At 62.6% G+C, this 26735-nt stretch carries 28 protein-coding genes; 20 read left to right on the top strand and 8 right to left on the bottom strand.

The window, feature by feature from the left end; all coding sequences use genetic code 11:
- Nucleotides 1-42: 42 nt before the first annotated feature.
- On the top strand, nucleotides 43-795 hold the full coding sequence (locus VJR68_RS06190) for a hypothetical protein (protein ID WP_324146780.1): 753 nt from the start codon (nucleotides 43-45) through the stop codon (nucleotides 793-795).
- 85 nt (nucleotides 796-880) lie between these two features.
- On the opposite strand, the gene VJR68_RS06185 is transcribed toward VJR68_RS06190, so the two are convergent.
- Both VJR68_RS06185 and VJR68_RS06180 read right to left on the bottom strand, forming a co-directional pair.
- Nucleotides 881-1174 (bottom strand): addiction module antidote protein, encoded by a 294-nt coding sequence (locus tag VJR68_RS06185; RefSeq protein ID WP_324146778.1) that lies wholly within the window; start codon nucleotides 1172-1174, stop codon nucleotides 881-883.
- Nucleotides 1175-1177: 3 nt separating this feature from the next.
- Entirely contained in the window at nucleotides 1178-1474 is a 297-nt protein-coding gene (locus VJR68_RS06180) for a type II toxin-antitoxin system RelE/ParE family toxin (protein ID WP_324146829.1), read from the bottom strand.
- 133 nt (nucleotides 1475-1607) lie between these two features.
- Between VJR68_RS06180 and rimO the strand changes: the two genes are divergently transcribed.
- Nucleotides 1608-2957 carry a 30S ribosomal protein S12 methylthiotransferase RimO gene (gene rimO, locus VJR68_RS06175; protein ID WP_324146776.1) on the top strand — a complete coding sequence of 450 codons (1350 nt, stop codon included), beginning with the start codon at nucleotides 1608-1610 and terminating at the stop codon, nucleotides 2955-2957.
- A gap of 12 nt (nucleotides 2958-2969) precedes the next feature.
- Nucleotides 2970-3782: a DUF3025 domain-containing protein gene (locus VJR68_RS06170; RefSeq protein ID WP_324146774.1), complete on the top strand. Its 813-nt coding sequence runs from the start codon at nucleotides 2970-2972 to the stop codon at nucleotides 3780-3782.
- 66 nt (nucleotides 3783-3848) lie between these two features.
- Here VJR68_RS06170 and greB read toward each other — a convergent pair whose 3' ends face one another.
- Nucleotides 3849-4352 carry a transcription elongation factor GreB gene (greB, locus tag VJR68_RS06165; RefSeq protein WP_324146772.1) on the bottom strand — a complete coding sequence of 168 codons (504 nt, stop codon included), beginning with the start codon at nucleotides 4350-4352 and terminating at the stop codon, nucleotides 3849-3851.
- A gap of 289 nt (nucleotides 4353-4641) precedes the next feature.
- Between greB and VJR68_RS06160 the strand changes: the two genes are divergently transcribed.
- Nucleotides 4642-6126, top strand: a complete 1485-nt coding sequence (locus VJR68_RS06160; RefSeq protein WP_324146770.1) for a transglycosylase SLT domain-containing protein — start codon at nucleotides 4642-4644, stop codon at nucleotides 6124-6126.
- Between the two features lie 287 nt (nucleotides 6127-6413).
- Here VJR68_RS06160 and VJR68_RS06155 read toward each other — a convergent pair whose 3' ends face one another.
- Both VJR68_RS06155 and asd read right to left on the bottom strand, forming a co-directional pair.
- Nucleotides 6414-6854 carry a hypothetical protein gene (locus VJR68_RS06155; protein ID WP_324146768.1) on the bottom strand — a complete coding sequence of 147 codons (441 nt, stop codon included), beginning with the start codon at nucleotides 6852-6854 and terminating at the stop codon, nucleotides 6414-6416.
- Between the two features lie 151 nt (nucleotides 6855-7005).
- A complete protein-coding gene (asd, locus tag VJR68_RS06150; RefSeq protein WP_324146766.1) occupies nucleotides 7006-7851 on the bottom strand; it encodes an archaetidylserine decarboxylase in 846 nt (281 codons plus the stop codon).
- A 124-nt stretch (nucleotides 7852-7975) separates the two neighbouring features.
- Here asd and prmB point away from each other — a divergent pair, with 124 nt between their 5' ends.
- The 8 genes from prmB to VJR68_RS06110 all read left to right on the top strand — a co-directional run bounded on the left by prmB (nucleotide 7976) and on the right by VJR68_RS06110 (nucleotide 16693).
- A complete protein-coding gene (prmB, locus tag VJR68_RS06145; protein WP_324146764.1) occupies nucleotides 7976-8902 on the top strand; it encodes a 50S ribosomal protein L3 N(5)-glutamine methyltransferase in 927 nt (308 codons plus the stop codon).
- Nucleotides 8903-9092: 190 nt separating this feature from the next.
- Nucleotides 9093-10181, top strand: a complete 1089-nt coding sequence (gene aroC, locus VJR68_RS06140; RefSeq protein ID WP_324146763.1) for a chorismate synthase — start codon at nucleotides 9093-9095, stop codon at nucleotides 10179-10181.
- 102 nt (nucleotides 10182-10283) lie between these two features.
- Nucleotides 10284-11297, top strand: a complete 1014-nt coding sequence (locus tag VJR68_RS06135) for a D-glycerate dehydrogenase (protein ID WP_324146762.1) — start codon at nucleotides 10284-10286, stop codon at nucleotides 11295-11297.
- Between the two features lie 128 nt (nucleotides 11298-11425).
- On the top strand, nucleotides 11426-12454 hold the full coding sequence (locus VJR68_RS06130) for an aspartate-semialdehyde dehydrogenase (RefSeq protein ID WP_324146761.1): 1029 nt from the start codon (nucleotides 11426-11428) through the stop codon (nucleotides 12452-12454).
- A complete protein-coding gene (locus VJR68_RS06125; RefSeq protein ID WP_324146759.1) occupies nucleotides 12454-12732 on the top strand; it encodes a hypothetical protein in 279 nt (92 codons plus the stop codon). The genes VJR68_RS06130 and VJR68_RS06125 overlap by 1 nt, the downstream gene beginning before the upstream one ends.
- A 169-nt stretch (nucleotides 12733-12901) precedes the next feature.
- Entirely contained in the window at nucleotides 12902-15202 is a 2301-nt protein-coding gene (locus tag VJR68_RS06120) for a FimV/HubP family polar landmark protein (RefSeq protein WP_324146758.1), read from the top strand.
- A gap of 109 nt (nucleotides 15203-15311) precedes the next feature.
- Nucleotides 15312-16079, top strand: a complete 768-nt coding sequence (truA, locus tag VJR68_RS06115) for a tRNA pseudouridine(38-40) synthase TruA (protein WP_324146756.1) — start codon at nucleotides 15312-15314, stop codon at nucleotides 16077-16079.
- The gene (locus VJR68_RS06110) at nucleotides 16076-16693 is read left to right on the top strand and encodes a phosphoribosylanthranilate isomerase (RefSeq protein WP_324146754.1); all 618 of its coding nucleotides are present in this window, start codon (nucleotides 16076-16078) and stop codon (nucleotides 16691-16693) included. Before truA ends, VJR68_RS06110 begins: the two co-directional genes overlap by 4 nt.
- 82 nt (nucleotides 16694-16775) lie before the next feature.
- Here VJR68_RS06110 and VJR68_RS06105 read toward each other — a convergent pair whose 3' ends face one another.
- Nucleotides 16776-17660 (bottom strand): LysR family transcriptional regulator, encoded by an 885-nt coding sequence (locus VJR68_RS06105; RefSeq protein ID WP_324146753.1) that lies wholly within the window; start codon nucleotides 17658-17660, stop codon nucleotides 16776-16778.
- Nucleotides 17661-17784: 124 nt separating this feature from the next.
- Between VJR68_RS06105 and trpB the strand changes: the two genes are divergently transcribed.
- The 3 genes from trpB to accD are packed head-to-tail and all read left to right on the top strand — an operon-like array spanning nucleotide 17785 to nucleotide 20689.
- Nucleotides 17785-18990 carry a tryptophan synthase subunit beta gene (trpB, locus tag VJR68_RS06100; protein ID WP_324146751.1) on the top strand — a complete coding sequence of 402 codons (1206 nt, stop codon included), beginning with the start codon at nucleotides 17785-17787 and terminating at the stop codon, nucleotides 18988-18990.
- Nucleotides 18987-19787 carry a tryptophan synthase subunit alpha gene (gene trpA / locus VJR68_RS06095; protein WP_324146749.1) on the top strand — a complete coding sequence of 267 codons (801 nt, stop codon included), beginning with the start codon at nucleotides 18987-18989 and terminating at the stop codon, nucleotides 19785-19787. The genes trpB and trpA overlap by 4 nt, the downstream gene beginning before the upstream one ends.
- A gap of 26 nt (nucleotides 19788-19813) precedes the next feature.
- Nucleotides 19814-20689 (top strand): acetyl-CoA carboxylase, carboxyltransferase subunit beta, encoded by an 876-nt coding sequence (gene accD, locus VJR68_RS06090; protein ID WP_324146747.1) that lies wholly within the window; start codon nucleotides 19814-19816, stop codon nucleotides 20687-20689.
- Between the two features lie 375 nt (nucleotides 20690-21064).
- On the opposite strand, the gene VJR68_RS06085 is transcribed toward accD, so the two are convergent.
- A complete protein-coding gene (locus VJR68_RS06085; protein WP_324146745.1) occupies nucleotides 21065-21640 on the bottom strand; it encodes a phosphatase PAP2 family protein in 576 nt (191 codons plus the stop codon).
- Nucleotides 21609-22769 carry a glycosyltransferase family 1 protein gene (locus VJR68_RS06080; protein ID WP_324146743.1) on the bottom strand — a complete coding sequence of 387 codons (1161 nt, stop codon included), beginning with the start codon at nucleotides 22767-22769 and terminating at the stop codon, nucleotides 21609-21611. The genes VJR68_RS06085 and VJR68_RS06080 overlap by 32 nt, the downstream gene beginning before the upstream one ends.
- Nucleotides 22770-22935: 166 nt before the next feature.
- On the opposite strand from VJR68_RS06080, the gene VJR68_RS06075 reads away from it, so the two are divergent.
- From VJR68_RS06075 to VJR68_RS06055, 5 genes are all read left to right on the top strand, one after another.
- Complete coding sequence (locus VJR68_RS06075) at nucleotides 22936-23370, top strand: DUF4399 domain-containing protein (protein WP_324146741.1); 435 nt, start codon at nucleotides 22936-22938, stop codon at nucleotides 23368-23370.
- A 209-nt stretch (nucleotides 23371-23579) separates the two neighbouring features.
- Nucleotides 23580-24980: a glutamate--tRNA ligase gene (gene gltX, locus VJR68_RS06070; protein ID WP_324146739.1), complete on the top strand. Its 1401-nt coding sequence runs from the start codon at nucleotides 23580-23582 to the stop codon at nucleotides 24978-24980.
- 112 nt (nucleotides 24981-25092) lie between these two features.
- The gene (locus VJR68_RS06065) at nucleotides 25093-25362 is read left to right on the top strand and encodes a hypothetical protein (protein WP_324146737.1); all 270 of its coding nucleotides are present in this window, start codon (nucleotides 25093-25095) and stop codon (nucleotides 25360-25362) included.
- A gap of 322 nt (nucleotides 25363-25684) precedes the next feature.
- Nucleotides 25685-26167 (top strand): transcriptional repressor, encoded by a 483-nt coding sequence (locus VJR68_RS06060; RefSeq protein WP_324146735.1) that lies wholly within the window; start codon nucleotides 25685-25687, stop codon nucleotides 26165-26167.
- 107 nt (nucleotides 26168-26274) lie between these two features.
- Nucleotides 26275-26709 (top strand): MerC domain-containing protein, encoded by a 435-nt coding sequence (locus VJR68_RS06055; protein ID WP_324146733.1) that lies wholly within the window; start codon nucleotides 26275-26277, stop codon nucleotides 26707-26709.
- The last annotated feature ends 26 nt before the right edge of the window (nucleotides 26710-26735 follow it).

Raw genomic sequence — 26735 nt, 5'->3', positions numbered from 1 at the left:
CAACCGAGGATGTCCATGCTTCCCCTTTCCGCGCTTCAGTCCATGAATGTGCTCTGGGCTACCCCCAGCTATGTTTCCGCGGTATCCATGCATTACGTCACCAGCATGTTCGAACTGACCCACGAATCCATCCGGCTCGGGTTGAAGTCCTCGCTCCATATGTATGCCGACAGTCTCGTCACGCGCGGCAGAAACGAGATCGTGAAGTTCTTCCTCATGCATGAGGAATACACGCACCTGTTCTGGATCGATGCGGATATTTCCTTCAAGCCGGACGCGGTGATGCGCCTGTTGCTCTCCGATTACGATGTGGCCGCGGGCGTCTACCCGCTCAAACGCTTCAACTGGCCCGTGGATGGCGTGCCCGCCGGCACCACACGCGAGATGTTCGAATCGCTGTACACCGACTACCCCTTGAACGCCGTGGGCCACGGTGCCGAACCATTGCAGAAGTTCATGAACGAAGGCGGCTTCGTCGAAGTAGCCGAAGCGCCCACCGGTTTCATGGTGATCAAGCGCGACGTCTTTACCAAAATGATGAAGGCCTATCCGGAATTGAACTATCGGCCTGACGGACCGCCCAACAATCCGCAGCAACCGTATTACTGGCTGTTCTTCGATTGCATGGTCGATCCGGAGTCGCGCCGTTATCTTTCCGAGGACTACGCCTTCTGCCGCCGCTGGCGCGATATCGGCGGCAAGGTTCATGCCGATATGCAATCGGATCTCGGGCATTTGGGGCAGCATGTGTTTCGTGGGAATCTGGCGGAGAGTATTCGGTTGCGGAATACGTGATTGATACGCGTCGCCAAGCGCGAAAGCGGAGAGCGGTACGGATTGCTTTGCAAGGCGCTCATGCGTGTGGCGTGCACGCCCCAGATCAACGCGCGGCGTGCTGTTTTACCGTTATGTCCAGACCGAGCACGTCCAGAACCGACAACATCGTCTTCAAGGTTGGATTGCCATCCTCGCTGAGCATTCGGTAGAGCGCGCCGCGTGCGAGACCTGTCTCCTTGGATACCTGCACCATGCCTTTGGCGCGTGCCGCTACACCAAGGCAATAGGCAATGTGCCCAGGGTCCTTGGTCTCGAAGGCTTCGGACAGGAATAGCTCGATGGCCTCATCCGAGGTAAGGAGTTCGGCAAGATCAAGTTTGGTGAATTTGTCGGTCATTGGTCATTGACCCCAAGATTTGGCGAGCTTCCTGGCAACGATGATGTCGTTGTCTTGCGAGCTTTTGTCACCGCCACAAAGCAGGATGATGATCAAGTTACCGCTACGCTTGAAATAGACGCGATAACCCGGGCCGTGGTGGATACGAAGCTCACTGACACCTTCGCCTACTGGCTTCACGTCGCCCGGGAGTCCATGGATGAGACGAGCAAGGCGAGCGGCGATGGCAGCTTCGGCGCGTGCATCTTTGAGTCCCTTGCGCCATTTTTTGAAGGTATCCGTTTCAATCAACTCCATCATGCGCGCACTGTCACATATATATGACAGTGCGTCAATATCGAGCAGCATCGGCAAAACGCCGGAAAGGGAGGCAGGCTAAAATGTCCGTTTTGCGGCTCCGCCCCTCCCCAAAACGCCTACAGTGAGAACCTCTTTGAAGTCAAACGATAAGCACGCCGATGCGAGCGGCAGCGCTGCACCCAAGGTGGGATTTGTTTCGCTCGGCTGTCCAAAAGCTCTGGTGGATTCCGAGCGCATCCTTACCCAGCTCAAGGTCGAGGGCTACGAAATCGTGCCCAGTTACGACGCGGCTGATGCGGTGGTGGTGAACACCTGCGGCTTCATCGACGCGGCCGTGCAGGAATCGCTGGATGCAATCGGCGAAGCGCTGCATGAGAACGGCAAGGTGATTGTCACCGGTTGCTTGGGCAAGCGCTCCGAGTTGATCAAGGAAGCCTATCCGGACGTGCTCGCCATCACGGGTCCGCAGGACTACAGCAGCGTGATGCATGCCGTGCATGCGGCATTGCCGCCGAAGCGCAATCCGTTGCTGGACATCATTCCGGATACCGGCATCAAACTGACACCGAAGCACTACGCGTATCTGAAGATTTCCGAAGGCTGCAATCATCGCTGCAGCTTCTGCATCATTCCGTCGATGCGTGGCGATCTGGTATCTCGGCCGGTGGATGAGGTGCTGGTCGAAGCCGAGCGTCTGGTCAAGGGTGGTGTGAAGGAACTGCTGGTGATCTCCCAGGACACCAGCGCCTATGGGGTGGACGTCAAATACGCGGAACGCACCTGGCGCGAGAAGCGCTATCGCACGCGCATGACCGATCTATGCGAAGGGCTGGCCGAACTTGGTGCGTGGGCGCGTTTGCACTACGTCTATCCGTATCCGCACGTGGACGAAGTAATGCCGTTGATGGCGGAAGGCAAGATCCTTCCGTATCTCGATATTCCGTTCCAGCACGCCAGTCCGCGGATCCTCAAGCTGATGAAGCGTCCCGGCAACATCGACAAGACGCTGGAGCGCATCCAGAACTGGCGCAAGCTGGTGCCGGATCTCACGCTGCGCAGCACCTTCATCGTCGGCTTTCCCGGCGAGACCGACGCGGAATTCGAGGAATTGCTCGACTTCCTGCGCGAAGCGGAGCTGGATCGTGTCGGCGCGTTCACCTATTCACCGGTCAAGGGGGCCAAGGCCAACGAACTGCCAGATCCGGTGCCGGAAGAATTGAAGGAAGACCGCCTGGAGCAATTCATGGCGGTGCAGGCGGAGATTTCCGCGGCGAAGCTGCAGCGCAAGATCGGGCGCACCATCAAGGTGCTGGTCGATAGCGCAAGCGCCGAGGGTGCCGTGGCGCGTTCCGCGGCCGATGCACCGGAAATCGATGGCGTGGTGCGCATCCACAATGGGCAGAAGCTGAAGCCGGGGCAGTTCGTGGACGTGATGGTGGAATCCGCCGACGAGCACGATCTGCACGCGGCGCTCATCAGCTGACCTCATGTAGCCGTGCGTTACGTTGCGCCAGCGCGAGAGGTGGTCGATCCGGTCGTCTTCACGCATGCGCCATTGAAGCAATGGGGTGAATTCGCCGATTGGCTGCAGGGAGCGCGCTGGCCGTCGATCGACGAGCTCAATGCGCGCTGGTCGTTGCATGCACCGGAGCGATTTGTCGCGCAGACGCGCGAATTGCTTGAAGACGGGCTGCATTATGAGGAACGCATCGCGACGCGTGGCTTGATCGCCACGCGCGAGGCGAACTGGCATGACCTGTTCAACGCGATGATCTGGTTGCGTTACCCGCAACTGAAGCGCGCGCTCAACCGCCAGCAGATGGCTGAGATCGCGCAGGTCGGCCGGCGCGAACGTTCGCGTCCGCAATGCGCGCAGACGCATTTCGACGAAGCTGGTGTCATCGTGACCGTGAAAGATCCCGGGTTGCTGGAACTCTGGGATCGACACGATTGGTACGCCCTGTTTTGGCGCCGACGTTCGGCATGGGTGGAAGGCCTGGTGGCGGTGGAGCTGTTTGGTCATGCCTTGCTGGAGCATGCATTGACGCCGGGCAAGCTGCTGGTGGGCAAGGCGCTGGTGGTGATGGCAGGGCAGGAGGCGGACAGCTCAGAGGCGCTTGCCTGTTGTGCGCGGGCCATCGCTGAAGCGCGCTGGTTGCGCGATCCGCTGGAGCTGCGGCCGTTGCCGCTGTCGGGTATTCCAGGTTGGCATCCAGGCAATGCGGAGGAAGCCTTTCATCGCCATGCAGCGTGTTACCAGCCGTTGCGAGAAGGTCGGCACTATCCCGCACCGCTTCGCCTCGCGTAGGTTGGGGTGCTAACCCCAACATCGCCATGACTGTACGGAGCGGAACGTTGGGGTTCGCGCCCCAACCTACACGTCGTATTCCACCGCGATGACTGCGAATCGCGTGCGGCCTGCCGGCAACTCCGCTTCGAACTCGTCATCCAGCTTCTTCTTCAACACCGCGCGCGCCAGCGGTGAATCGATACTGATCCAGCCGCGCTTGGCATCGGTCTCGTCCGGACCGACGATGCGGTAGCGCGCCGTCTCGCCGTTATCGGTGTTTTCCAATTCGATGATCGCGCCGAAGAACACGGTTTCACGGTCGGCGGGCGCGCCTTCGGCCACTTTCAGGGAAGGAATGCGCTTGCTGAGGTAGCGCACGCGGCGGTCGATTTCGCCGAGTTGCTTCTTGCGGTAGGTGTACTCGGCGTTTTCCGAGCGATCGCCTTCGGCCGCGGCGGCGGCAAGTGCTTTCACCACTTCCGGGCGCAGGGTATGCCACAGGTGATCGAGTTCGCTCTTGAGCTTTTCGAAGCCCTCGCGGGTAATGATCGCGGTGGAGCGGGGGGCAGGGGGACGCCAGCGAGTCATGGTGATACAACGCCCGAAGTTTCCAGATCATTAAGTACGAGCGAACAACGCAGACCGCGTCTGCCCGCGGTCAAGCGATGTCCGTTGTAGGTAAAGCGCGTTTTCCGCAAACAATTGTTGCGTTTATCGCAAATGTCTGGCATGAAAGCCTCCAAAGACTGGGGCCCGATTTTAGCGGTGTAGCCGCGCGGTATCGAATAAAGACCGCGCGACATCGACAAGAACGTGTTTTGAGTCTGCCCGCGCAGCCGGGCTTAGGCTGCGCTCTTCAGTACCCGGTATAACTCGCATGCCTTATCGTTCCACCCTACGTTCGTTGCGCCTGGTTTTCTCAGTGGCAGCCCTGATGCAACTGGCAGCCTGCGCAGCCACTCAAGGCAGCGTAACGCCCAAGCCGCCATCCGCGACCGTCATCGCCTTATACGGCCAGCTTGATCAGGCCAGCAGCAGCTACGAAACCGCCTTGCAGCAGATTCGCGCAGGCGACACGCAGGGAGCGCAAAAGACGCTGGACACCTCGCTCGACCAGTTGCGCGATGCCGCCGCGCGCTGCGGCGGCACACCGGGTTGCGACTCGCAGCGCTTCTTTTCGGTGTTCGATCACCTGTTGCGCTTGAAGGATGGCAGCTTTATCGGCGACCAGACCCCGGACGAAGAAACCAGCGGCCCGCCGTTGGCGCCCCTCGCCGGTGAAGCCGGTGCCGGCAGCCTGCCGGAGGCGCAACGCAGCGTCACGTTGTTGCGCGGGCATCAGCTTTCCGAACTGATCGCCATGAACGGCCCGGTGAAGGCCGCGCTGGAAATGTGGCTGACGCAGTGGCGCGGCAATCTGATGGATGCGTACGTCAACTATCAGTTCCTGCGTCACGAGATGTGGCCGCAATACCAGAGCGAAGGTCTGCCGGAGGCTTTGCTGTTCGGCATCATGGCCAAGGAATCCGGCGGCAAGGTGCATGCGGTCTCGCGTTCCGGCGCGGCCGGCCCGCTGCAATTCATGTACGCCACCGGCCTGCGTTTCGGGCTGACTGAGCAGGATGGCTTCGACACGCGTTTCGACCCAGCCGAATCGGCGCGCGCGAATGCCGAATACGTCAACGAGCAGTTGAAAGCCTTCAACGACAATCTGGAGCTGACGCTGGCGGCCTATAACGGTGGCGAAGGGCGCATGCGCCGCCTGGTCGGCGACGACACCGCGGTGAGTTTCTACGATCCGCGCATCTATGCGCAGGTATCGCAGGAAACGCGCGACTACGTGCCAGCGGTGCTGGCGGCTGCCTGGCTGTTCCTGCATCCGGATAGCTACAACCTGCGCTTCCCGCGTGTGGATGGCCAGCAGGGCAGCATCACGCTCAAGCGCAGCGCGTCGATTTCGGAACTCACCGTATGCCTGGGTTCGGCCAACGACATGCCGGATGGCTGGTTCCGCACCTTGCGCAATCTCAATCCGCGCCTCGATCCGCAGCAGGAGCAGCCGGTGGGTGCGGTGCTGCAGATACCCAAGTCGCTGGAGAAGGTCTATGCGGCGCGCTGCGTCGATGGCCCATGGCCGATCCTCGCCAGCGACCTGCATAACGCGGTGGTGCCGGTGTTCCCCAATCCGCCCGCTGCAACCGATCCGGTGGTGCGCTACACGGTGCGCCGCGGCGACACGCTGGGGACGATCGTGCGCAAGCATGGCAGTTGCAGCAGCGAGACCGAGGTCGCGCGCATGAACAACCTCAAGTTCAATCACGTGAAGGCAGGGCAGGTGTTGAAATTGCCCAGTTGCCGCTGATCGAATGCATGTAATTCGTAACCTCATGGTCGTCATTTCCGCTTTCGCGGGAATGACGACCATGGAGGTAATATCCATCTCAAGGCCGAGAGACGAGTAGCGAGGTTGCTTGAAACGGACGCCGCCTGGAGCATCCGTGTCTCGCCTCGTCAGTCACCGTTTCAATTCCGCGGCGGGAGCAAAGGCTGTGACGCCCTCGCTACTCGTCGCTCGCCCCTGTCATGCGGCGCAGTGCGCCGCGCCGGCGTTGCATGAGCGCAGCCGGCTTTCAAACCATCAAGAGAAGCTCAGGCTGCCGCGCCTGAGCGCATCCACTGCGCCATGGTGTCCGGCTGTTCGCCAGTGGCGTCGCGCAATTCGCGCAGCACGCGCAAAAACTGGCGATGTTGCGGTTGCAGGCTGCTGTACGACGAATCCTTGGTTTCGTGATACGCCACGGCCAGCCACAGCGCGATGCCGCGCAAGGCGACTTCGGGATTGTCGGATTGGGCGCGGCTGAAGCCGATGTCGGTGCCCTGGCCCCACGGCTTGTAGCGCTGGTCGGGCGAGGTGCTGTACAGATGCGGAAACTCGCAACGGGAAGCTTGGCCGATTTCACGCAGCGTCATGACGCCCAGGCGGGCGCGGGTGCGTTGAGGCAAGGTGGAGATGCTGCGTTCGATGTGCCGGAACTGACGCTGCAACTGCCGGGCGCGAATCATCGCGATCAGGCGGGTGACAATCTGCATGTGACCCCTCGTTGGACAGGTCCGCACAGGTGCGCGGATTGGGCAAGAGGATAGCCATCCATGTCGACGCTAGGCGCCGAAAACGTCACAAAATGACGACAAATGTCAAAACGCGGCAAGTCGTGCTTGTCATCACGACTTGTCTTGCGCTTCAAGTGTGATGCATATCACCTAATCGCTGGCCAACCTTGATCACTTGCTGCGCGGCAAGGGGATCCAGCTCGCCCACGCCGTCCGGTAGCAGCACGATCACGGTCGAGCCCATGTTGAAGCGCGCCATCTCGGCGAAGCGATCCAGCTCGATGTGCTGTGCTTCGAAGGATTTGCGGCGAATCGACGGTGCATACGGCGGGATCACCAGGCCATCCCACACGGTGGCTACCGACGACACCAGGATCGCGCCTACCATCACCACGGCGAACGGGCCATGCGCGCCTTCGAAGTGACACACCAGTCGTTCGTTGCGCGCAAACAGGCGGGGAATTGCATCCACGGCAAATGGTGCCACGCTGAAGATGCGCCCCGGGATATGCACGGTTTCCTTCAACTTGCCGCGCAATGGCATGTGCACGCGGTGATAGTCGCGCGGCGACAGATAGATGGTGATGAAGCGGCCGTTGCGATAGGGCGCGGCCGCTGCTTCGTCGCCAAGCAGTTCGGCGGCGGTGTAGCTCTGGCCTTTGGCCTGAAATATGCGTCCGTCGTCAATGGGGCCCGCTTGGCTGATGCGGCCATCGGCAGGCGAAATCAGGGCGCCGGGAGCCGCATCTGCCCGGCGGGCATCGGGGCGCAATTTGCGCGTGAAGAACGCATTGAAATGAGAATAGGCAAACGGATCGGGTTGGGCGGCTTCGGTCATGTCGACCTGATAGCTGTGCACGATCTTGCCGATCAAAAAGTTCTTCCACGGCGCAAAGGTCCAGCGTGTGGCCCAGTAGACCACGCGTGACAACGCCCGATGGGGAAGGATGTATTGCAGGAATACCTTGAAAGTCATCCGGCAAGTATAAGGAATCGGGGGCGATTCTTGACGACGCCGGGGAGGCCATCCCATGGGCTTGCATGAGCCGCGTGACCTTGAGTCGCTATACTTCACGACCCCTAAGCCGGACCGTGCCCACGTGACTGCCGAACTCGCATCGATCATCGACTTCATTCGCTACGGCGCCAGCCGCTTTTCCGCAGCGGGTCTCACCTTCGGGCACAGTCACGACAACCCGATCGACGAAGCCACCCACCTGGTGCTGGCCAGCCTGCATCTGCCGCCGGACATTCCGCCGGCCTACGGCGCCGGCAAGCTCACCGAGGAAGAGCGCGTACGCGTGCTGCAGCTGATCGAACGCCGCATCAGCGAACGCCTGCCGGTGGCTTACCTGGTTGGCGAAACCTGGTTCGCGGGCATCAAGTTCAAGAGCGATCGCCGTGCCCTGGTGCCGCGTTCGCCCATCGCCGAGTTGATCGAGTCCGGCTTTACGCCGTGGCTGGATGGTCGGCACGTGGAGCGCGCGCTGGACTTGTGCACCGGTTCGGGCTGCATCGGCATCGCCATGGCGGCCTACAACCCGCACTGGCAGGTGGACGTGGTGGATATCAGCGATGACGCGCTGTCCCTGGCGCGCGAAAACGTGGGCTTGGTCCATGTGGGCGAGCGTGTCGAGGTGGTCCGCTCGGATCTGTTTGCGGGCGTGCAGGGCCGCAAGTACGACCTGATCGTGTCCAACCCGCCGTACGTCACCGAAGACGAATACGCCGCGCTGCCGGGCGAATACAGCCATGAGCCCAAGCTGGGCCTTACCTCTGGCGAAGATGGCCTCGATGCCTGCCTGCGCATTCTCGACGAAGCCGCCGATCACCTTACCGAAGAAGGGCTATTGATCGTCGAGGTCGGCGAGAGCGAGCAAGCCCTGGTCGCCTTGCTGCCGGACGTGCCGTTCGTGTGGATCGAGTTCAAGGTCGGGCAAATGGGCGTGTTTGCGCTGGAGCGGCGCGATCTGGTCGAGCATGCCGATGCCATCCGTGCGGCGGCGCTGGAGCGCAATCGCGGTTAGCTCCGTAGGCTGGGATGAAATCCCAGCTTTCTTTGCAAATCCCGATGCTGGGATTTCATCCCAGCCTACGCGGCGGTGTGCGTGGCCTCATGCGCCGACGATTCATAAGCGCATGGCCTCCACCCATGGCAAGATGCAAGACCGCCCCGGCTGAGGCCAGGTCAGTCCCACCGCCATTTCGGTTCCCTACGTGTCCAGCAATTCCACCGGCAAGCTCTTTACCGTCACCACTTTCGGCGAAAGCCACGGACCGGCCATTGGCTGCGTCATCGACGGTTGTCCGCCTGGCCTGGCGATTGCGCCGGAGGAATTTCGCACCGACCTCGATCGCCGCGCCACCGGCCGCAGCCGGCATACCTCGCAGCGCAAGGAAGCGGATGAGGTGGAGATTCTTTCCGGCGTCTATGAGGGCCGCACCACCGGCACGCCGATCGCTCTATTGATCCGCAATACCGACCAGCGCAGCAAGGATTACGGCGATATCGCGCAAACCTTCCGCCCGGGTCATGCCGATTACACCTATTGGCAGAAATACGGCATCCGCGATCCCCGCGGCGGCGGCCGTTCGTCCGCGCGCGAGACCACCATGCGCGTGGCGGCGGCGGTGATCGCCAAGAAGTGGCTGGCCGAGCGCTATGGCGTGCGCGTGCGCGGCTACCTGGCACAGTTGGGTGACGTCGTTCCGCAAGGCTTCGACTGGGATGCGGTTGAGCAGAATCCGTTCTTCTGGCCGCACGAAGCGCAGGTGCCGGAACTGGAGAAATACATGGACGCGCTGCGCAAGTCCGGCGACTCGGTCGGCGCGCGCGTCAATGTCGAAGCCGACGGCGTGCCGCCAGGCTGGGGCGAGCCGATCTACGGCAAGCTTGATGGTGACCTTGCTTCCGCGCTGATGTCGATCAATGCCGTAAAGGGCGTGGAGATCGGCGACGGTTTTGCCGCGGTAACGCAGCGCGGCAGCCAGCATCGCGACGAAATGCATATGGACGGCTTTACGTCCAACCATGCCGGTGGCATTCTCGGTGGCATCAGCACGGGGCAGGCGGTATGTGCCTCGATCGCGCTCAAGCCCACCTCGAGCATTCTGATTCCCGGCCATAGCGTGAACCTGGCCGGTGAGCCGGTCGACGTGGTCACCAAGGGGCGTCACGATCCCTGCGTCGGCATACGCGCCACGCCGATTGCGGAGGCCATGATGGCGCTGGTGCTGATGGATCACGCCTTGCGCCATCGTGCGCAGTGTGGCGATGTGGGCGAGATAAAACCGCGCATTTCTTGATCGAACGCAATCCCTGCTGCAAGGGGCTTAAAAATGCTGGGATTGTCATCCCAGCCTACGTGGAAGCCGAATCTTCAGGTTCCACGGCTATAAAGAAATACGATGAGCAAGCAACACAACGTCTGGGTTTCCCGCCCGCTCTTTCCGGAAGTACTGGACCATCTGGCCCAGTACGTGGACGTGCGAGCGGAGACCAGCGAGCGCAAGCATTCGGCGGCTGAATTGCGCGAAAAGCTTGCGGACGTCGATGGCGCCCTCATGGGTTTGAGCGACCGCATCGACGCCGATGTGATCGCCGGCAACCGCCGCTTGCGCGTGATCGCCAACCTTGCCGTGGGCTACAACAATCTCGATGTGCCCGCGCTGACCGCGGCCGGCATTCTGGCTACCAACACGCCAGACGTGCTCAACGAAACCACCGCCGACTATGCGTGGGCGCTGCTGCTCGCTGCAGCACGGCGCGTCAGCAGCGCGGAGCGTTGGCTGCGTGCGGGCCACTGGCGCGGCGGCATGCGCTTCGACGACTGGCTGGGTTTGGACGTCTACGGCAAGACGCTGGGCATCCTCGGCATGGGCCGCATTGGTCAGGCGATTGCGCGGCGTGCCCAGGGTTTCGGTATGCCGGTGCTCTATCACAACCGTTCGCGCTTGCCGGCAGATACGGAACACGCATGCCGCGCTACCTGGGTGGAAAAAAACGATCTGCTCAAGCGGGCCGACCATCTGATGCTGGTGCTGCCGTACAACGCGCAGAACCATCACGCGATCGGCGCATCCGAACTCGCACTGATGAAGCCCACCGCCGTGCTGGTGAATATCGCCCGCGGCGGCATCGTCGATGACGCCGCGCTGGCCGCTGCCTTGCGCGAAGGCCGACTCGCAGCGGCAGGGCTTGACGTCTTCGAAGGCGAACCTGCCGTGCATCCTGCCTTGCGCGAACTCGACAACGCCGTGCTCAGCCCGCATATCGCCAGCGCCAGCGCCGATACGCGCCGCGCGATGGCGCAACTGGCGGCCGATAATCTGCTGGCTGCACTGGGTCATGGACCCGATGCAGGACATCCTCCTTCATTGCTCAACCCGGACGCACGGGGAAAGCATGAGGCGAAAACGTGATACACCTCACGTCAGCAGTGCTGTGCCGTGCCGTTCGCGCACTGTGCCGGCTAGATTCCCAGATCGGGTTTAGCCAACGCGGTGATCTTTCAATCCAGGCAATTCCATACGACAAGTGACCTAACGAGATGAGCAAGAAGAGTAGCTACAAGGTAGCGATGGTGGGCGCCACGGGCGCCGTCGGCGAAACCCTGCTGAGCATCCTGGCTGAGCGCGAATTCCCGGTCAGCGAGCTGGTGCCGCTGGCAAGCGCGCGTTCGGCCGGCAGCAAAGTGGCGTTCGGCGGCAAACAGATCACCGTGCAGAACCTGGATGACTACGACTTCAAAGGCGTGGACATCGCCTTCTTCTCGGCCGGTGGCTCAGTGAGCCGTGCGCACGCGCCGCGCGCGGCGGCAGCCGGTGCGGTGGTGATCGACAACACATCCGAGTACCGCTATCAGGACGACATCCCGCTGGTGGTGAGCGAAGTCAATCCGCACGCCATCGCGCAGTACACCACGCGCGGTATCATCGCCAATCCGAACTGCTCCACCATGCAGATGCTGGTGGCGCTGGCACCGATCCATCGCGCGGTGGGCATCGAGCGCATCAACGTGGCGACGTACCAGTCGGTGTCCGGCGCGGGCCGCTCGGGCATGGAAGAGCTGGGCAAACAGACCGCCGCGTTGCTCAATTTCCAGGACGTGGAAAAGTCCAAGTTCCCCAAGCAGATCGCGTTCAACGTGATTCCGCACATCGACGACTTCCAGGCCAATGGCTACACCAAGGAAGAAATGAAGATGGTGTGGGAGACGCGCAAGATTCTGGAAGACGAATCCATCCAGGTGAACCCCACCGCGGTGCGCGTGCCGGTGTTCTATGGACACTCCGAAGCCGTGCACATCGAAACACGCGACAAGATCACCGCCGAGCAGGCGCGCGAGTTGCTGGAGCAGGCGCCTGGCGTGGTCGTGCAGGACGAGCGCAAGCCCGGCGGCTATCCCACGCCAGTAGGCGATGCGGCCGGCCAGGATCCGGTGTACGTCGGCCGCATCCGTGAAGACATCTCGCACGATCGCGGGTTGGACATGTGGGTCGTCTCCGACAACATTCGCAAAGGCGCCGCGCTCAACGCGGTGCAGATCGCGGAATTGCTGATTGAGGATTATCTGTAATGCAACGCTTTGGTCTGGTTTTGCTGGGTTGCCTGCTGGCTTCGACTCTTTTTGCTCAAACGTCTGCCGACACCGCTCGCCAGACTGAGAAGGTCAACCAACGCGTGGTCCAGCACCAGGCCGAAGTGCAGCATTTGCAGGAGGATGTAAGCCAGCAGGAATCCGCCAGCCAGCAGGCGGCGGAGCGGTTGCAGCAGCAGGACCGCACCATCGCCGAGCTGCGCAAGCAGCTCAAGGCGGTCCAAAACAACGCCAAGGCGCCGGCCACCGGTCATTGATGGCCGTCACGCCCGGCGGAAAAAATCGCCGTGAAACAGGTTCGGCGGGTAAATCTGGTATTGTTGATTGACGTTTATCTAACTAAAGTGACGCCTTCCAAGAGGAAGGCGCCGCAAGCTGCGGTGTCTTTTCAATAAAGCGTCCGGGGTGTCTCGGGGGAGCCAAGCGATGAATCGTTCGTTGAAGCTGTCGATACTGCTGGCGCTTGCGCTCGGCAGCACTCAGGCGGCAGCCGTGGAGCTGGGGCAGGCCCATATCAAATCGGCATTGGGCCAACCCTTGCTGGTCGAGATACCCGTTACCCATGGCACTCCGGCGGAGCTGCAAAGCCTGAGCGCCGAACTGGCCCCGAACGACGCCTTCGTCAAGGCTGGCAGCCAGCGCCCGGCCATCCCCCTGCAATTCAGCGTGGTGGATGACAACGGCCACAAGGTGATCCGCGTCACCAGCAGCAGCCCCGTCGACGATCCCTACCTCGACCTGCTGGTGGAAGTGAACAGCAGCACCGGCAGCAACGTACGCGAGTTCGCAATCCTGCTCGATCCGCCGACCAAGGTGACGCAGGCGGCCAGCAGCGCTCCTTCGCGCCGTCGCGCGCCGGCGAGCAGTGCATCCAGCAGCAACGAAACCGCCGCTGCGCCGTCGCGCCGGTCGAGCGTGCCGGCGCGCAATGCCGCCGGGGCTGCGCCGGAAGTGAAGAACGGCCAGTTCGGCCCGGTGGAGAAGGGCGCCACGCTGTCGCATATCGCGGCCGAGGTCGCGCCCACCGGCGTCGACACCAACCAGATGATGCTGGCGCTGAAGTCCGCCAATCCGGATGCCTTCTACCGCGACAACATCAACGCCCTGAAGGCCGGCGCCATCCTGCGCGTGCCTTCGCGCGATGACGCGGTCGCCACCGCCGTGGCCGCTGCCGCGGCGACGGTGCGTCAACAGAACGCCGATTGGCGCAACGGCACCACCACGCCGGTGGCCGTTGCCGCCGGTGGCACGCGCGAAAACGCCACGGTGGCCCCGACCGCCAACAGCAACGCCGATCGCCTGGCGCTGGTACCGCCGGGTAGCGAAGGCCAGGCCGCTGGTGGCACGAACGGCAAGGGCGGCGCCAATGCCGCCGTGCGCCAGGAATTGCAGCGCAGCCAGGAAACGCTCGCCTCCCTGCAACAGCAGAGCAGCGAGCTGAAGTCGCGCCTGAAAGACCTGGAAGACATCAACGGCAAGAACCAGCGTCTGCTGTCGCTGAAAGACAACGAAATCGCCGATCTGCAGAAGCAGTTGGCCGACGCACGCAAGGCCGCAGGCAAGCCTGCTGCGCCGGCCGCCACCCCGGCACCCGCGCCGGCTCCGGCGCCAGAAGTTGCCAGCAAGACGGTCGCTCCGGTCGCCGCGCCGGCTCCGGCTCCGGCTCCGGCCATGGCGACGGCAGCCAGTGCGCCCAAGCCGGCCGCTGCAGCGTCGGCGCCGCACAACGTGGTGACCACGCCGCTCAATGCGCCGGCCAAGCCCAAGCCGGTGGCCCAGCCGCATCACGTGCCGACACCGGCGCCGGAAGAACAACCCTGGTACATGGAAACCTGGGCCTGGGCTGCAGGCGCCGCGGTAGTGGTACTTGGCCTGGTGGGGCTGCTGCTTTCGCGTCGCGGTAAGTCCGGTGCCAAGCCGCCGAAGAGTACGGCACCGGTCAAGGGCGGCTCGCTGGCTGATCGCTTCGGTACGGCGGATGAGGGCGAAGCCCACGCCGGCTCTGATCCGGATCAGGACGAACTGCTCGACCAGCTGGCCGAGCAGCCCGACGACATCGGCCTGCATCTGGAACTGGTCAGCCTGTACTACACGCGTCGCGACGTCGAGCATTTCGAAGCCGCTGCCGAAGCCATGCACGCGCATATCACCGATCCCGACCAGCCCGAGTGGCAGGACGTGGTGCACATGGGGCGCGATCTGGCGCCGGGCCATCCGCTGTTTGCCGAACCGGGCGCCGATGCCACCACCATGCGCGAGCCGGCCCATCATTTCGATCTGGACAGCTACAGCAACTCGCCCGCGTCGGAACCGGTTGCCCCGTCGCCGGCCAGGAGCCCTGCAGCACAGCCTTCCAAGGTCAGCGAATACCATTTCGATTTCGACCTGACGCCGCATCATCCGGAAGCGCTCAGCCGCGCTGCCGCTCCGGCTCCCGCGCCTGCCGCCGCCGTGAAAGAGGCCGAAGAGGAAGAGCCGATTTCCACCTGGAAGTTCGACGAGCCGCTGGATGCACCGCAAACACATACCGAGCACGCGGAGCACACCGACCACGACAACTTTGGCGAGCTGCACGACGATCCGGTCGATACCAAGCTTGACCTGGCGCGCGCCTATCTCGACATGGGCGATCCGGATGGTGCCCGCGCCATGCTGGAAGAAGTCATGCACGAAGGCAGCCAGATGCAGAGGGAAGTGGCCAAGCAGTTGCTCGACAAGATCAGCTGATTCGGTTTCATCGCTAACGCACCTGCTCGGGCCGGCCATGCCGGCCCGATGCATTTTCGGCACCTGTTACTCTTATCCACTTCTTGAGTTTTGATCTGCACGGTCACGCATGCGCATCGCCCTGGGCATCGAATACGACGGCACCGATTTCTTCGGCTGGCAACGGTTGAGCCATGGCGCCAGCGTGCAGGCGAGCCTGGAGCGGGCGCTTTCGTTCGTCGCGGCCGAAACCATCGACGTGACTTGTGCCGGCCGTACTGACGCCGGCGTGCACGGCCGTTGCCAAGTGGTGCATTTCGACACCAGCGCACAGCGCGACTTGCGGGGTTGGGTGCTCGGCGGCTGCTCGAATCTTCCAGCGAGTGTGGCCGTGCTGTGGGCCCAGGTGATGCCCGATGATTTCCACGCACGCTTTTCCGCGCGCAGCCGGCGCTATCGCTATACCTTGCTCAATCGCGCCATTCGACCGGCGCTGGATGCACGCTACGTTGCCTGGGAGCGCCATCCGCTGGATGCCGAACGCATGCATGCTGCGGCGCAAGCCCTGATCGGCGAGCACGATTTCTCCGCGTTCCGCGCCATCTCGTGCCAGGCCGCGCATGCCCGCCGCGAAGTGAAATACCTGCGCGTGCATCGCGAGGGCGAGCAGGTGATCGTGGACGTTGAAGCGAACGCGTTCCTGCATCACATGGTGCGCAACATCGTCGGCTCGCTGTTGATGGTGGGACGCGGCGAACAAGCACCCGAATGGATCGCGGAGCTATTGGCGGGGCGAAACCGTGAAGTGGCCGGTCCTACGGCGGCCGCTTCGGGACTAACCTTTATTGGCCCGCGCTACGAAAAGCATTGGGGTCTACCTGAGGAGGTGAGCGAATGACGCGCATCAAATGTTGCGGCATGACCCGCGTCGAGGATGCCTTGCTCGCCGCCGAACTCGGCGCCGATGCGATCGGCGTAGTGCTTACCTCGCATAGCAAGCGGCAGGTATCGATGCAGCAGGCGCGCGCCATCGTCGAGGCGATGCCGCCGTTCGTCACCACCGTGGCGTTGTGCATGGATGACGAAGCAAACTTCGTGCAGGAAATCATCGACACCGTGCGTCCCTCGATGCTGCAGTTCCACGGCAACGAGATCGACGAATGGTGCAGGCAATTCGGTCAACCGTACTTGAAGGCCATCGCGATGGGCGAGGGCGCCGCCGCGCTGTATCAGCTGCGCGATCATCCGCATGCCGCCGGTCTGCTGCTCGATGGCCATGGCCTTGGCGAACCCGGCGGTAGCGGCAAATTATTCGACTGGTCGCTGATGCCGCGCGATCTGAAACAACCGCTCTTGCTGGCTGGTGGTCTGACAGCTGAAAACGTGGCTGCGGCGATCCGTATGGCGCGACCATGGGCGGTAGATGTATCCAGCGGCATCGAATCGGCGCCGGGCATCAAGGATCACGGCAAGATGCGCGCGTTCATCGCGGCGGTTCGCGCCGCGGCATGACCGCTGGGATGAAATCGTAGGCTGGGGTGCGAACCCCAGCATCGCCACGCATGATCATGCTGGGATTTCATCCCAGCCTACGTCACGCGCTTAGTGCATGGCGCATCCACGTTGCCAGCGCATCGACCCGACGATCACTTCGGCGTCCCGGTGTCGCCAGAATCCAGCTCGCATCCGTTTGCTTGAATCCCCATGGCGCAAACAAACGCCCTGCATCGATATCGTCCTGCACCAGCTGCGCCGGCGCGATGGCGATGCCAAGTCCGGCAACGGCAGCCTCCAGCAGATAGAACAGGTGCGTGAATCCCTGCCCGTAATGCAGGGACTCGAACGCTATGCCGGTCGCCCGCGCCCAGGCCGGCCACGCTTGCGGACGTGAGCTAGTGTGCAGCAGGGCTTCGTGGCTCAGCGCGGACGTGCCTTGTTCCAGCAGGCGCTCGAGACTTGCATGGCGGGGGCTGACTACGGGGCCGATGCGCTCCGGCGCCAGCACGTGCACTTGCCAGCCGACCGGCCACGGGGGTGCTGCCACCGCCAGTGCGGCATCGGGTTCGGCATGCCTGGGGGCGAGCGGATCTTCTTCGGGTGACAGGTGCAGCCGCAGCATCGGCAGGTCGCGTTCCAGCCGTTCCAAACGAGGAATCACCCAGCGGGCGAGCAGGCTGCCTGCGCAGCCGAGCACGAAGGGCGCATCGCTGCGGACGCGCTGCAGATCGGCCCAGCCATCCCGCAGTTGCTCGAATGCGCTGCTGACGCGGTCGCGCAGTTCCTCGCCAATGGCCGTGAGCGCCACGCCGCGCCCCTGGCGAACAAACAGGGGTTTGTCCAGGGCTTCTTCCAGCACGCGAAGCTGCCGGCTGATGGCGCCGTGGGTGACGTGCAACTCCTCGGCCGCACGGCCGACGCTGCCCAGGCGGGCGGTGGCCTCGAAGGCGCGCAAGGCGTTGAGGGAGGGCAGGTCGCGCACGTGCGGTGAGTTTTTCTAACAGGTGGCGGCGATCATATCGCTTTTTCGCACACCACAATCGCGCTATTTTTCTTACCCCAAGGCGTCCATCCGGCGCCTCCGTCTCCCATAGGATTTCTGACCAATGATCCAGGATTTCCACCAATGGCCCGATCCCCACGGGCGCTTCGGCGATTTCGGCGGGCAATACGTGGCCGAGACCCTGATGGCGCCGCTGGCCGAGCTCACAGAGGCCTACCTGCGACTGCGCGAGGACCCCGAGTTCCTGGCCGAACTGGATCGCGACCTTACCTACTACGTCGGCCGTCCCAGCCCGATCTACCATGCCGAACGTCTGTCCAAGCACGTCGGCGGCGCGCGCATCCTGCTCAAGCGCGAAGACCTGAACCACACCGGCGCGCACAAGATCAACAACACCATCGGCCAGGCCCTGGTCGCCAAGCGCATGGGCAAGCCGCGCGTGATCGCCGAAACCGGCGCCGGCCAACACGGTGTGGCCACTGCGACGGTCGCGGCACGCTTCGGCCTCAAGTGCGTGGTGTACATGGGCGCCGTCGATATCGAGCGGCAGAAGATCAACGTTTACCGCATGAAGTTGCTCGGCGCCGAGGTGGTGCCGGTCACGTCGGGATCGAAAACGCTTAAAGATGCGTTGAACGAAGCGATGCGCGACTGGGTCACCAACGTCGCCGATACGTTCTACATCATTGGCACCGTGGCCGGTCCGCATCCGTATCCGATGATGGTGCGCGATTTCAACGCCATCGTCGGGCGCGAAGCGCGCGCACAGGTGCTGGAGCAATACGGCCGTTTGCCGGACGTGCTTACTGCATGCGTGGGCGGCGGTTCGAATGCGATCGGTTTGTTCCATGCGTTCCTCAACGACAGCGGTGTGCGCATGGTCGGCGCCGAAGCAGCAGGCGAGGGCATTGCTACCGGACATCATGCTGCGTCACTTGCGGCGGGACGCCCCGGTGTGCTGCACGGTAATCGCACTTACGTGCTGTGCGACGACAACGGCCAGATCACCGAAACGCATTCCGTCTCGGCCGGGCTCGATTACCCGGGCGTGGGTCCAGAGCATGCATTCCTCAAGGACAGTGGCCGCGCCGACTACGTTGGCGTAACCGACGACGAAGCCCTGGAGGCTTTCCACTTGCTGGCGCGCACCGAAGGCATTCTTGCCGCACTGGAATCCAGCCACGCCGTGGCGCAAGCCCTGAAGCTGGCACGCGAGTTGCCGAAGGACGGCATCGTGCTGTGCAACCTTTCCGGACGAGGCGATAAAGACGTGCATACGATTGCCGCACGCGAAGGAGTGCAGGTATGAGCCGCATCGATCAACGCTTCGCCGCACTGAAAGCTGCCGGCCGCACCGGACTGATTCCGTTCGTCACTGCCGGCGATCCCGCGCCGGAGCACACCGTGGCCTTGATGCACGCGCTGGTCGATGCCGGTGCCGACGTGATCGAGCTTGGCGTACCGTTTTCCGATCCGATGGCCGATGGCCCGGTAATCCAGCACGCCAGCGAACGCGCCATCGCCAAGGGCGTGGGCCTGGCCGATGTGCTCACGTGGGTGACGACGTTTCGCGAGCGCGACCAGGACACGCCGATCGTGCTGATGGGCTATCTCAATCCGGTCGAAATCCGCGGCTTTCAGCGCTTCGCGGACGAAGCCGTCAAGGCGGGCGTCGATGGCGTGTTGCTGGTGGATTGCCCATTGGAAGAAGCCGCAGTGCTGGCGCCGTTGCGCAACGCCGGACTCAAGCAGATTCTGCTCGCCGCACCTACGACCGCACCCGAGCGTATGGCGCAATTGTGCGAGGCCGCCGACGGTTTCCTGTACTATGTATCGTTCGCCGGCATCACGGGGGCGGGACGCTTGAGTACGCAGGACATCGCCGCACGCGTGGCAGATATCCGCCGACGTGCCAAAGCGCCGGTCGCTGTTGGGTTCGGCGTGAAGGATGCGCAGAGCGCAAAAGCCATCAGCGAGTTCGCCGATGCCGTCGTGATCGGCAGTGCATTGGTGGAGCGCCTGGATGGTGCGAAGACGGCGTCGGAGATCACCGCAACGATCGATGATTTCCTTCGCCCGATCCGCGCGGCATTGGATGCTGCTTGAAGTTTTAGGTGATTGAGGCGGAATCCATGAATTGGCTGCAAAAAATCATGACACCCCGCGTGCGGACGCAAGGCGCCGCCGCCGGCAAGGGCAAGGGCAAGGTACCCGAAGGTGTGTGGGAGAAGTGCGGTGGCTGCGGCGCCGTGCTGTACAAACCGGAGCTGGAACGCAATCTCATGGTGTGCCCCAAGTGCGGCCACCATCATGCGATCGGCGCACGCGAACGCCTGCTGTCGTTCCTTGACGAAGGCAGTGCGCAGGAACTCTGGGCCAGCATGGAGCCCAACGATCCGCTGAAGTTCCGCGATTCCAAGAAGTACCGCGACCGCATCGTCGCCGCGCAGAAATCCACCGGCGAGAAAGATGCGCTGATCGCGATGAGCGGCAAGCTCAAAGAGCATCCGATGATGGCGGTGGCCTTCGAGTTCTCCTACATGGGCGGCTCGATGGGCTCCGTGGTGGGCGAGAAGTTCACGCGCGCCGCCGAGCGTGCCTTAAGCGAACGCAGTGCGCTGGTGTGCTTCTCTGCCACCGGCGGTGCGCGCATGCAGGAGGCACTGTTCTCGCTAATGCAGATGGCCAAGACCTCCGCCGCGTTGGCGCGTTTGCGCGAAGCTGGCGTGCCGTACATCAGTGTGTTGACGCATCCGACCACTGGTGGCGTGTCAGCCAGCCTTGGCATGTTGGGTGACATCAACGTGGGTGAGCCTAAAGCCCTGATCGGCTTTGCGGGTCCGCGCGTGATCGAGCAAACCGTGCGCGAGACCTTGCCGGAAGGTTTCCAGCGTTCGGAATTTTTGCTGGAACACGGTGCAATCGACATGATTGTCGACCGCCGCCAAATGCGCGACAAGCTGGCCGATGTGTTGAACATCCTGCGCAAGGTGCCGCGCGCGGCTTGACGTGTGTGGCATGGTGTATGGAGCAACGCCGCCTTCGGGCGGCGTTGTCGTTTGTAGGCCGGGATGACAACCCAGCATCACCATCTACGAGCATGCTGGGATTTCATCCCAGCCTACGAAGTGCATGCAATGCGCGTTGCACTTTTCCACAACAAATGTGGACGCCTTCTTGAAAAGCCTGTGGACAACCCGCGCACGCATCTTTCCCATCAAGCACTTGGCACACGCTGATGAAATTTTGCGCAGCAAGTGCGCGTACTTTTCCACAGCGGTTGTGGAAAGTATCCGGTAGAGCCTGTGGATAGATGCGCTATGTCGTTGAGCGCAAAGGTTGTGAGTACAGCGTGATGATCAATTGATCAGCGCAGACATTGATCAGGCGAACAGATGCGGTGCGCTGTGCACCAGCCACAGCGACAGCGCGCCGAGACCGCTGCCAACGAAAATCGCGGCGAGCACGTCGCTTGGATAATGCAAGCCAAGAATCACGCGCGATGCCGCGACCAGTGCCGTGAACGTGAGCAACAACGGTGCGAGCAGCGGATACCACGCCAGCGCCACGATGGTGAAACCCACTGCTTGCAGCGTGTGGCCAGAGGGGAAACTGAATTCGTCCAGCGGCGGCACGTGCGCGATCACGCCGGGACAAGTGCGGAATGGACGCGGGCGGCGTGTCCAGCGCTTCAGTACGCGATACAAGCCCAACGCCACCAAGCCGGTGGCCGCCATGTGCGCGGCAGCTTCCAGGCCGCGCAAGCCGTCGATCAGCGCCAGCGCTGCCATCAGCGAGTACCAGAACACACCATCGCCGAGACGGCTGATGATGCCGAAAAACAAACCGACGGTATGCCGCGTTCCCCAGCGATTGGCGGCAATGCACATGCGCCGGTCGAAGGCATGCCGCGGCAGCGCGACGGGCTCAGGCAGGTGCGATGGTGACATGGTGGTCATGCATGTTCTCCTCGACCAGTTCGCGCAGCAGGGTTTCGAATTCGCGGATCACCGCGTCCGGTGAGAGCCGTTCCACGCTCTCCACCGCAGCGCGGCCCATATGGCGGATCAGGTTTACGTCACCAGCCAGCATCACGGCAGCTTTCGTAAAAGCAGCCGCGTCACCGGAAGCGATGCGGAAACCATTGATGCCGTCGAACAGATGCTCGCGTGCGGCGCCTTCGGCATAGGCGACAACCGGCAAACCGGCGGCGAGCGCTTCCAGAATCACATTGCCGAAGGTTTCGCTGAGGCTCGGAAACGGAAACAGATCCGCACTGGCGTAATGCGCGGCCAAGGCTTCGTCGCGCTTCATGCCGGCGAAGATGAAATCCGGATGCGCCGCCTGCAGCGCCGCGCGCGCCGGACCATCGCCCACCCATACGTAGCGCGCGTTCGGCGCCACGCGCTGCATCGCGCGGAATGTTTCCACCGCCAGGTCGAGATTCTTTTCCGGCGCAATGCGGCCGACATACAGCACAACCGGCGTATCCGTATCCACGCCCCAACTTTCGCGCAAGGCGTTATCGCGCTTGGAGGGATGGAACAGCTTGGTGTCCACCGCGCGCCGCAACAGGCGCGCGTGATCAACGCCCATCGCCGTGAGTTCAGCCGCGAGCGCATCGGTAGGCACCAGCGTGACGTTGGCGCGCTGGTGAAAGCGACGCAGGTAGCGGTGCACCACCGGCGTCAGAAAACCTACGCCGTAGTGATTGGCGTAGGCATCGAAGCGCGTATGAAAACCGGTAGCGACCGGAATACCCAAGCGCACTGCCGTCTTTACCGCAGAACGGCCAAGCGGACCTTCGGTGGCGACATAGATGGCATCGGGGCGGCGTTGCGTCCAGCGCTGGCGGAGTGTGCGATAGGCAGGCAACCCGAAGCGCAAACCCGGATAGCGGGGCAGCGCCGCGCCGCGCGTTTCCAGCGCATGGATGCCCGGTTCGTCGGTATGGCTGGCGGTTTGACGGGGACGGATGAGATCGATCTCGTGGCCCTTTGCGGCCAGACCGGTCGCCAGACTATGCACGGTGAGTGCGACACCGTTGATCTCCGGCGGATACGTCTCGCTGATGATGCCGATACGCATGGCGCATCCTCGTCTTGTACGGCGATAGCATCCGCCTGTGTCATTTCTTACGGATGGCGCTCACGTGACAGGGCGGTTACGGGTATGACGGAATGAGGAAAACCGTGTGCTGGTGGCCTTAACTCGGCTAGATTGCGTGAACGGATATCTGGATAGGAGGTTCTACATGAAACGTCTGCTGCTCGCTGTCGCATTAACCGCCGTGGCCGGTGCTGCCCTTGCTGCCGATGCTCCTGCTTTGCCTGTCACCAAAGCCCCGGCTGGCGCCGAGGTCTACATCATTTCGCCGCAGGATGGCGCCACCGTGCCGCAAACGTTCACCGTGCGCTTCGGACTCAAGGGCATGGGCGTGGCGCCTGCCGGTGTCGCCCGCGACAAAACCGGCCATCATCACTTGCTGGTGGATGTGAAGGAACTGCCGCCGGCCGGCCAGCCCATTCCGAACGACAAGCAGCACCTGCACTTCGGCGGAGGCCAGACCGAAACCACACTGACGCTGCCGCCCGGCACGCACACGCTGCAATTGGATCTTGGCGATGCCAACCACATTCCGTTCGATCCGCCGGTGGTGTCGAAGGTGGTTACGGTGCATGTGAAGTAAGCAGAGCCACCCCACGCCCGTCGCCCCGGCGAAGGCCGGGGCCCAGCGACGTTAATGCCGAAAGACGCTGGGCTCCGGCCTCCGCCGGAGCGACGGGCATGAAGCAAACGGATGACCCGAGATTCGGCGCTTACGGGCTCGGAAGGAAGGGGAGTAAAGCATCGCGATCGGCTAAAATTTCCGGTTCCATCCGCTGCATCTCCAAAAAAATGACCGTCCGCACCCGCTTCGCCCCCAGTCCCACCGGCTTCCTGCATATCGGCGGAGCGCGCACCGCGCTGTATTGCTGGCTGGAAGCGCGCCGTCGCGGCGGGGAATTCCTGCTGCGCATCGAGGATACCGATCGCGAACGCTCCACGGACGCGGCCGTGCAGGCCATTCTCGACGCCATGCAATGGCTGGATCTGAGCGCAGACCAGGCGCCGATCTTCCAGACGCACCGCCTGGAGCGCTACAAGCAGGTGGCGCTCGAACTGGTGGCAGCCGGCAAGGCTTATTACGCCTACGAAACCAAGGAAGAAATCGAAGCGATGCGCGAAGCCGCCATGGCGCGTGGCGAGAAGCCGCGCTACAACGGCTACTACCGCGACCGCAACGAGCCCTATCGCGACGATCCGAGCCGCGTGATCCGCTTCAAGAACCCGCTGGAAGGATCGGTGGTGTGGGAGGACAAGGTGAAGGGCAGGGTGGAATGGTCCAACACCGAGCTGGACGATCTGGTGATCTTCCGTTCCGACGGCTGGCCTACCTACAACTTTGCCGTGGTGGTTGACGATATCGACATGGGCATCACCGAGGTGATCCGCGGCGACGACCACGTCAACAACACCCCGCGCCAGATCAACATCTATCACGCGCTCGGCGCGAAGGTGCCGGAGTTCGCGCATCTGCCGATGATTCTGGACAAGGAAGGCAAGAAGCTTTCCAAGCGCACCAATTCGGTCAGCGTGATGGAATACCGCGAAAACGGCTTCCTGCCGCACGCGATTCTCAACTATCTGGTTCGCCTCGGTTGGTCGCACGGCGATCAGGAAATCTTCTCGCGCGAGGAAATGATCAGGCTGTTCGACGTCGCTGACGTCAACAAGGCCGCATCGCGTTTCGATACTGAAAAACTGCTATGGCTAAACCAGCATTACCTGAAGACGGATGATCCGCAGACGCTGGTGTCGGAATTCGAATGGCATCTGGAGCGTGCCGGCATCGACACCAGCAAAGGCCCCGCACCGGCCGATGTGATCGTTGCCTTGCGCGATCGCGTGCAGACCTTCAAGGACATGGCCGAGCGCGCGAAGATCTGGTACGGCCCGATCACCGAGTGGGACGACAAGGCGGTCGCCAAGCATTTGAAGAACGACAGCGTCGTGCAGGTGTTGCAGGCTGCGCGCGAACTGCTCGTCCATTGCGAATGGAAGCCTGAGCCGATTCATCAGGTGATCGAGCAAATTGCCGCCAAGCTGGAACTGGGCATGGGCAAGATCGCCCAGCCGCTGCGCGTCGCGATGACGGGTACGCAGGTCTCGCCGTCGATCGATCACACCATCTATCTTGCGGGGCGTGACGTGGCGCTCAAGCGGATCGACGACGCAGTGGCGCTCGCCCAGTCCTAACTGTAGGTTGGGGTGAGCGCATGCGAACCCCAACATCGCCATCCGTGGACATGCCATGTCGGGGTTCGCATTCGCTCCGCCCGACTTACGAACGGTCCTGAGCGCATCATCGATGGAAGAACTACTCGCCAAAGCCACCCAGGGCGTCGACATGGACGCCCCTGGTGCCTTCATCCACATCTTCATCAACTTGATGACGATGATCCCGTGGGCCGCGTTGTTCTGGTGGAACCTTGTCTTCGTCGCCGTCGGCGCCTTGCTCGGCTGGTGGCGCGGCAAGCTGCTGAGCGGTGTGATCTGGGCGCTCGTGCTCGGGCCGATCGGCTGGATTGTCGTGCTGCTCGCCCCCAGATCGGCCAAGCCCCCGCCGTTGCCTCGTTAAGGCAACACTGATCAAGTATCGCCGTCGTTATGATGTCTGGAAGGCCCGCAGGGTGTGTCGCGTGGCGCCGGGAAGACTGGCCGTCTTGCCAAGCCGCGCGGCGCACCCTGCGGGCCTTCCAGACATCACCCATCACTTTAAATTTCACCTGTTGGGCCAGCCCTGTCTGTCCGCATGCCGCAGGTCCGCCAGCTCGACAGACAACCAGTCTGCCTTCGCCGACGGCCCTGTGCCCTGCGAACAGACAGGGCTGGTGACGACGGCGATACTTGGTCAGTGTTGCCTTAAGCTGCGGTGTATGATCGCCCCGAGGTGAATTCCATTGAGCAACGGCACGTCCAGCAAAGATCACATCCATCACCATCACGAAGGTCCAGCGGATTTCGTGGCGGCGGTGGAGCATGCCAGCGAGGCGCGCGGCCTGCGCCTGACGCCGCTGCGCAAGGAAGTGCTGGAGCTGATCGCGGCGGCCGGCAAGCCGGTGAAGGCGTATGACTTGCTCGATCAACTGCGTGAACGTCATGGCAACGCGGCGCCGCCCACCGTTTATCGCGCACTGGATTTCCTGCTTGAGAACGGCTTCATCCACAAGCTGGAATCGATCAATGCGTTCGTCTCCTGCCATCACCCGGCCGAAGCACACCAGGTGCCATTCTTGATCTGCGACGTCTGCTCCAGCGCGCAGGAAGTGTGCGATGAGCGCGTGGCGGAGTTGATCGAGGCGCAGGCCAAGGCGTTCGGTTTTCGTCCCCAGGCGCAGACGCTGGAAGTGCATGGCGTGTGCAAGCAGTGCCGCAAGTCCTGAGCCTCCAGGCCATGTACAGCTCCGGTGTCCCTTGCGGATAGCCCAGGGATGTTATAACGTAACAAAAGTTCCGGTGCCCCGCCGGACATGCCGCATGGTGTCGTCCCATGGATCCCACGCCAACGCAACAGAAAAACCGCTGGTGGGCCCTGCTCGATCGCGTGGGTGCCACCGCGTCGTTTCTGTGCGCCATCCATTGCGCCGCGTTGCCTTTCGTCTTAGCCATACTGCCGCTGCTCGGCTTGAGCTTTCTCGCCGATCACGCTTTCGAGCGCGGCTTTGTACTGTTTGCCAGCGCACTGGCGCTGGTGGCCCTGGTGAATGGCTATCGCCGCCATCATCGTCCGCTGCCGTTGCGCTTGGCGTTGCCGGGGCTCGCGCTGCTGGTGGTTGGCGTCACCTTCGCGGAAAGCTATTCGATCGCCGTGCATAGCGTGCTGGTGACGTGCGGTGGCTTGCTGGTCGCTTGCGCGCATTTCTTCAATCTTCGCTTCGACCGCGTTCATGGCCACGTGCATGGGGCGCAATGCGCGCACGGTTGAGTCGATTCCGGCGCGGTGATTGTGTA

The organism is Dyella sp. (assembly GCF_035277725.1).
In the GTDB taxonomy this organism is placed as follows: Bacteria; Pseudomonadota; Gammaproteobacteria; order Xanthomonadales; family Rhodanobacteraceae; genus Dyella_B.
Note: the sequence above shows the minus strand (reverse complement) of the source record. Positions and strands in the feature narration are given on the sequence as shown.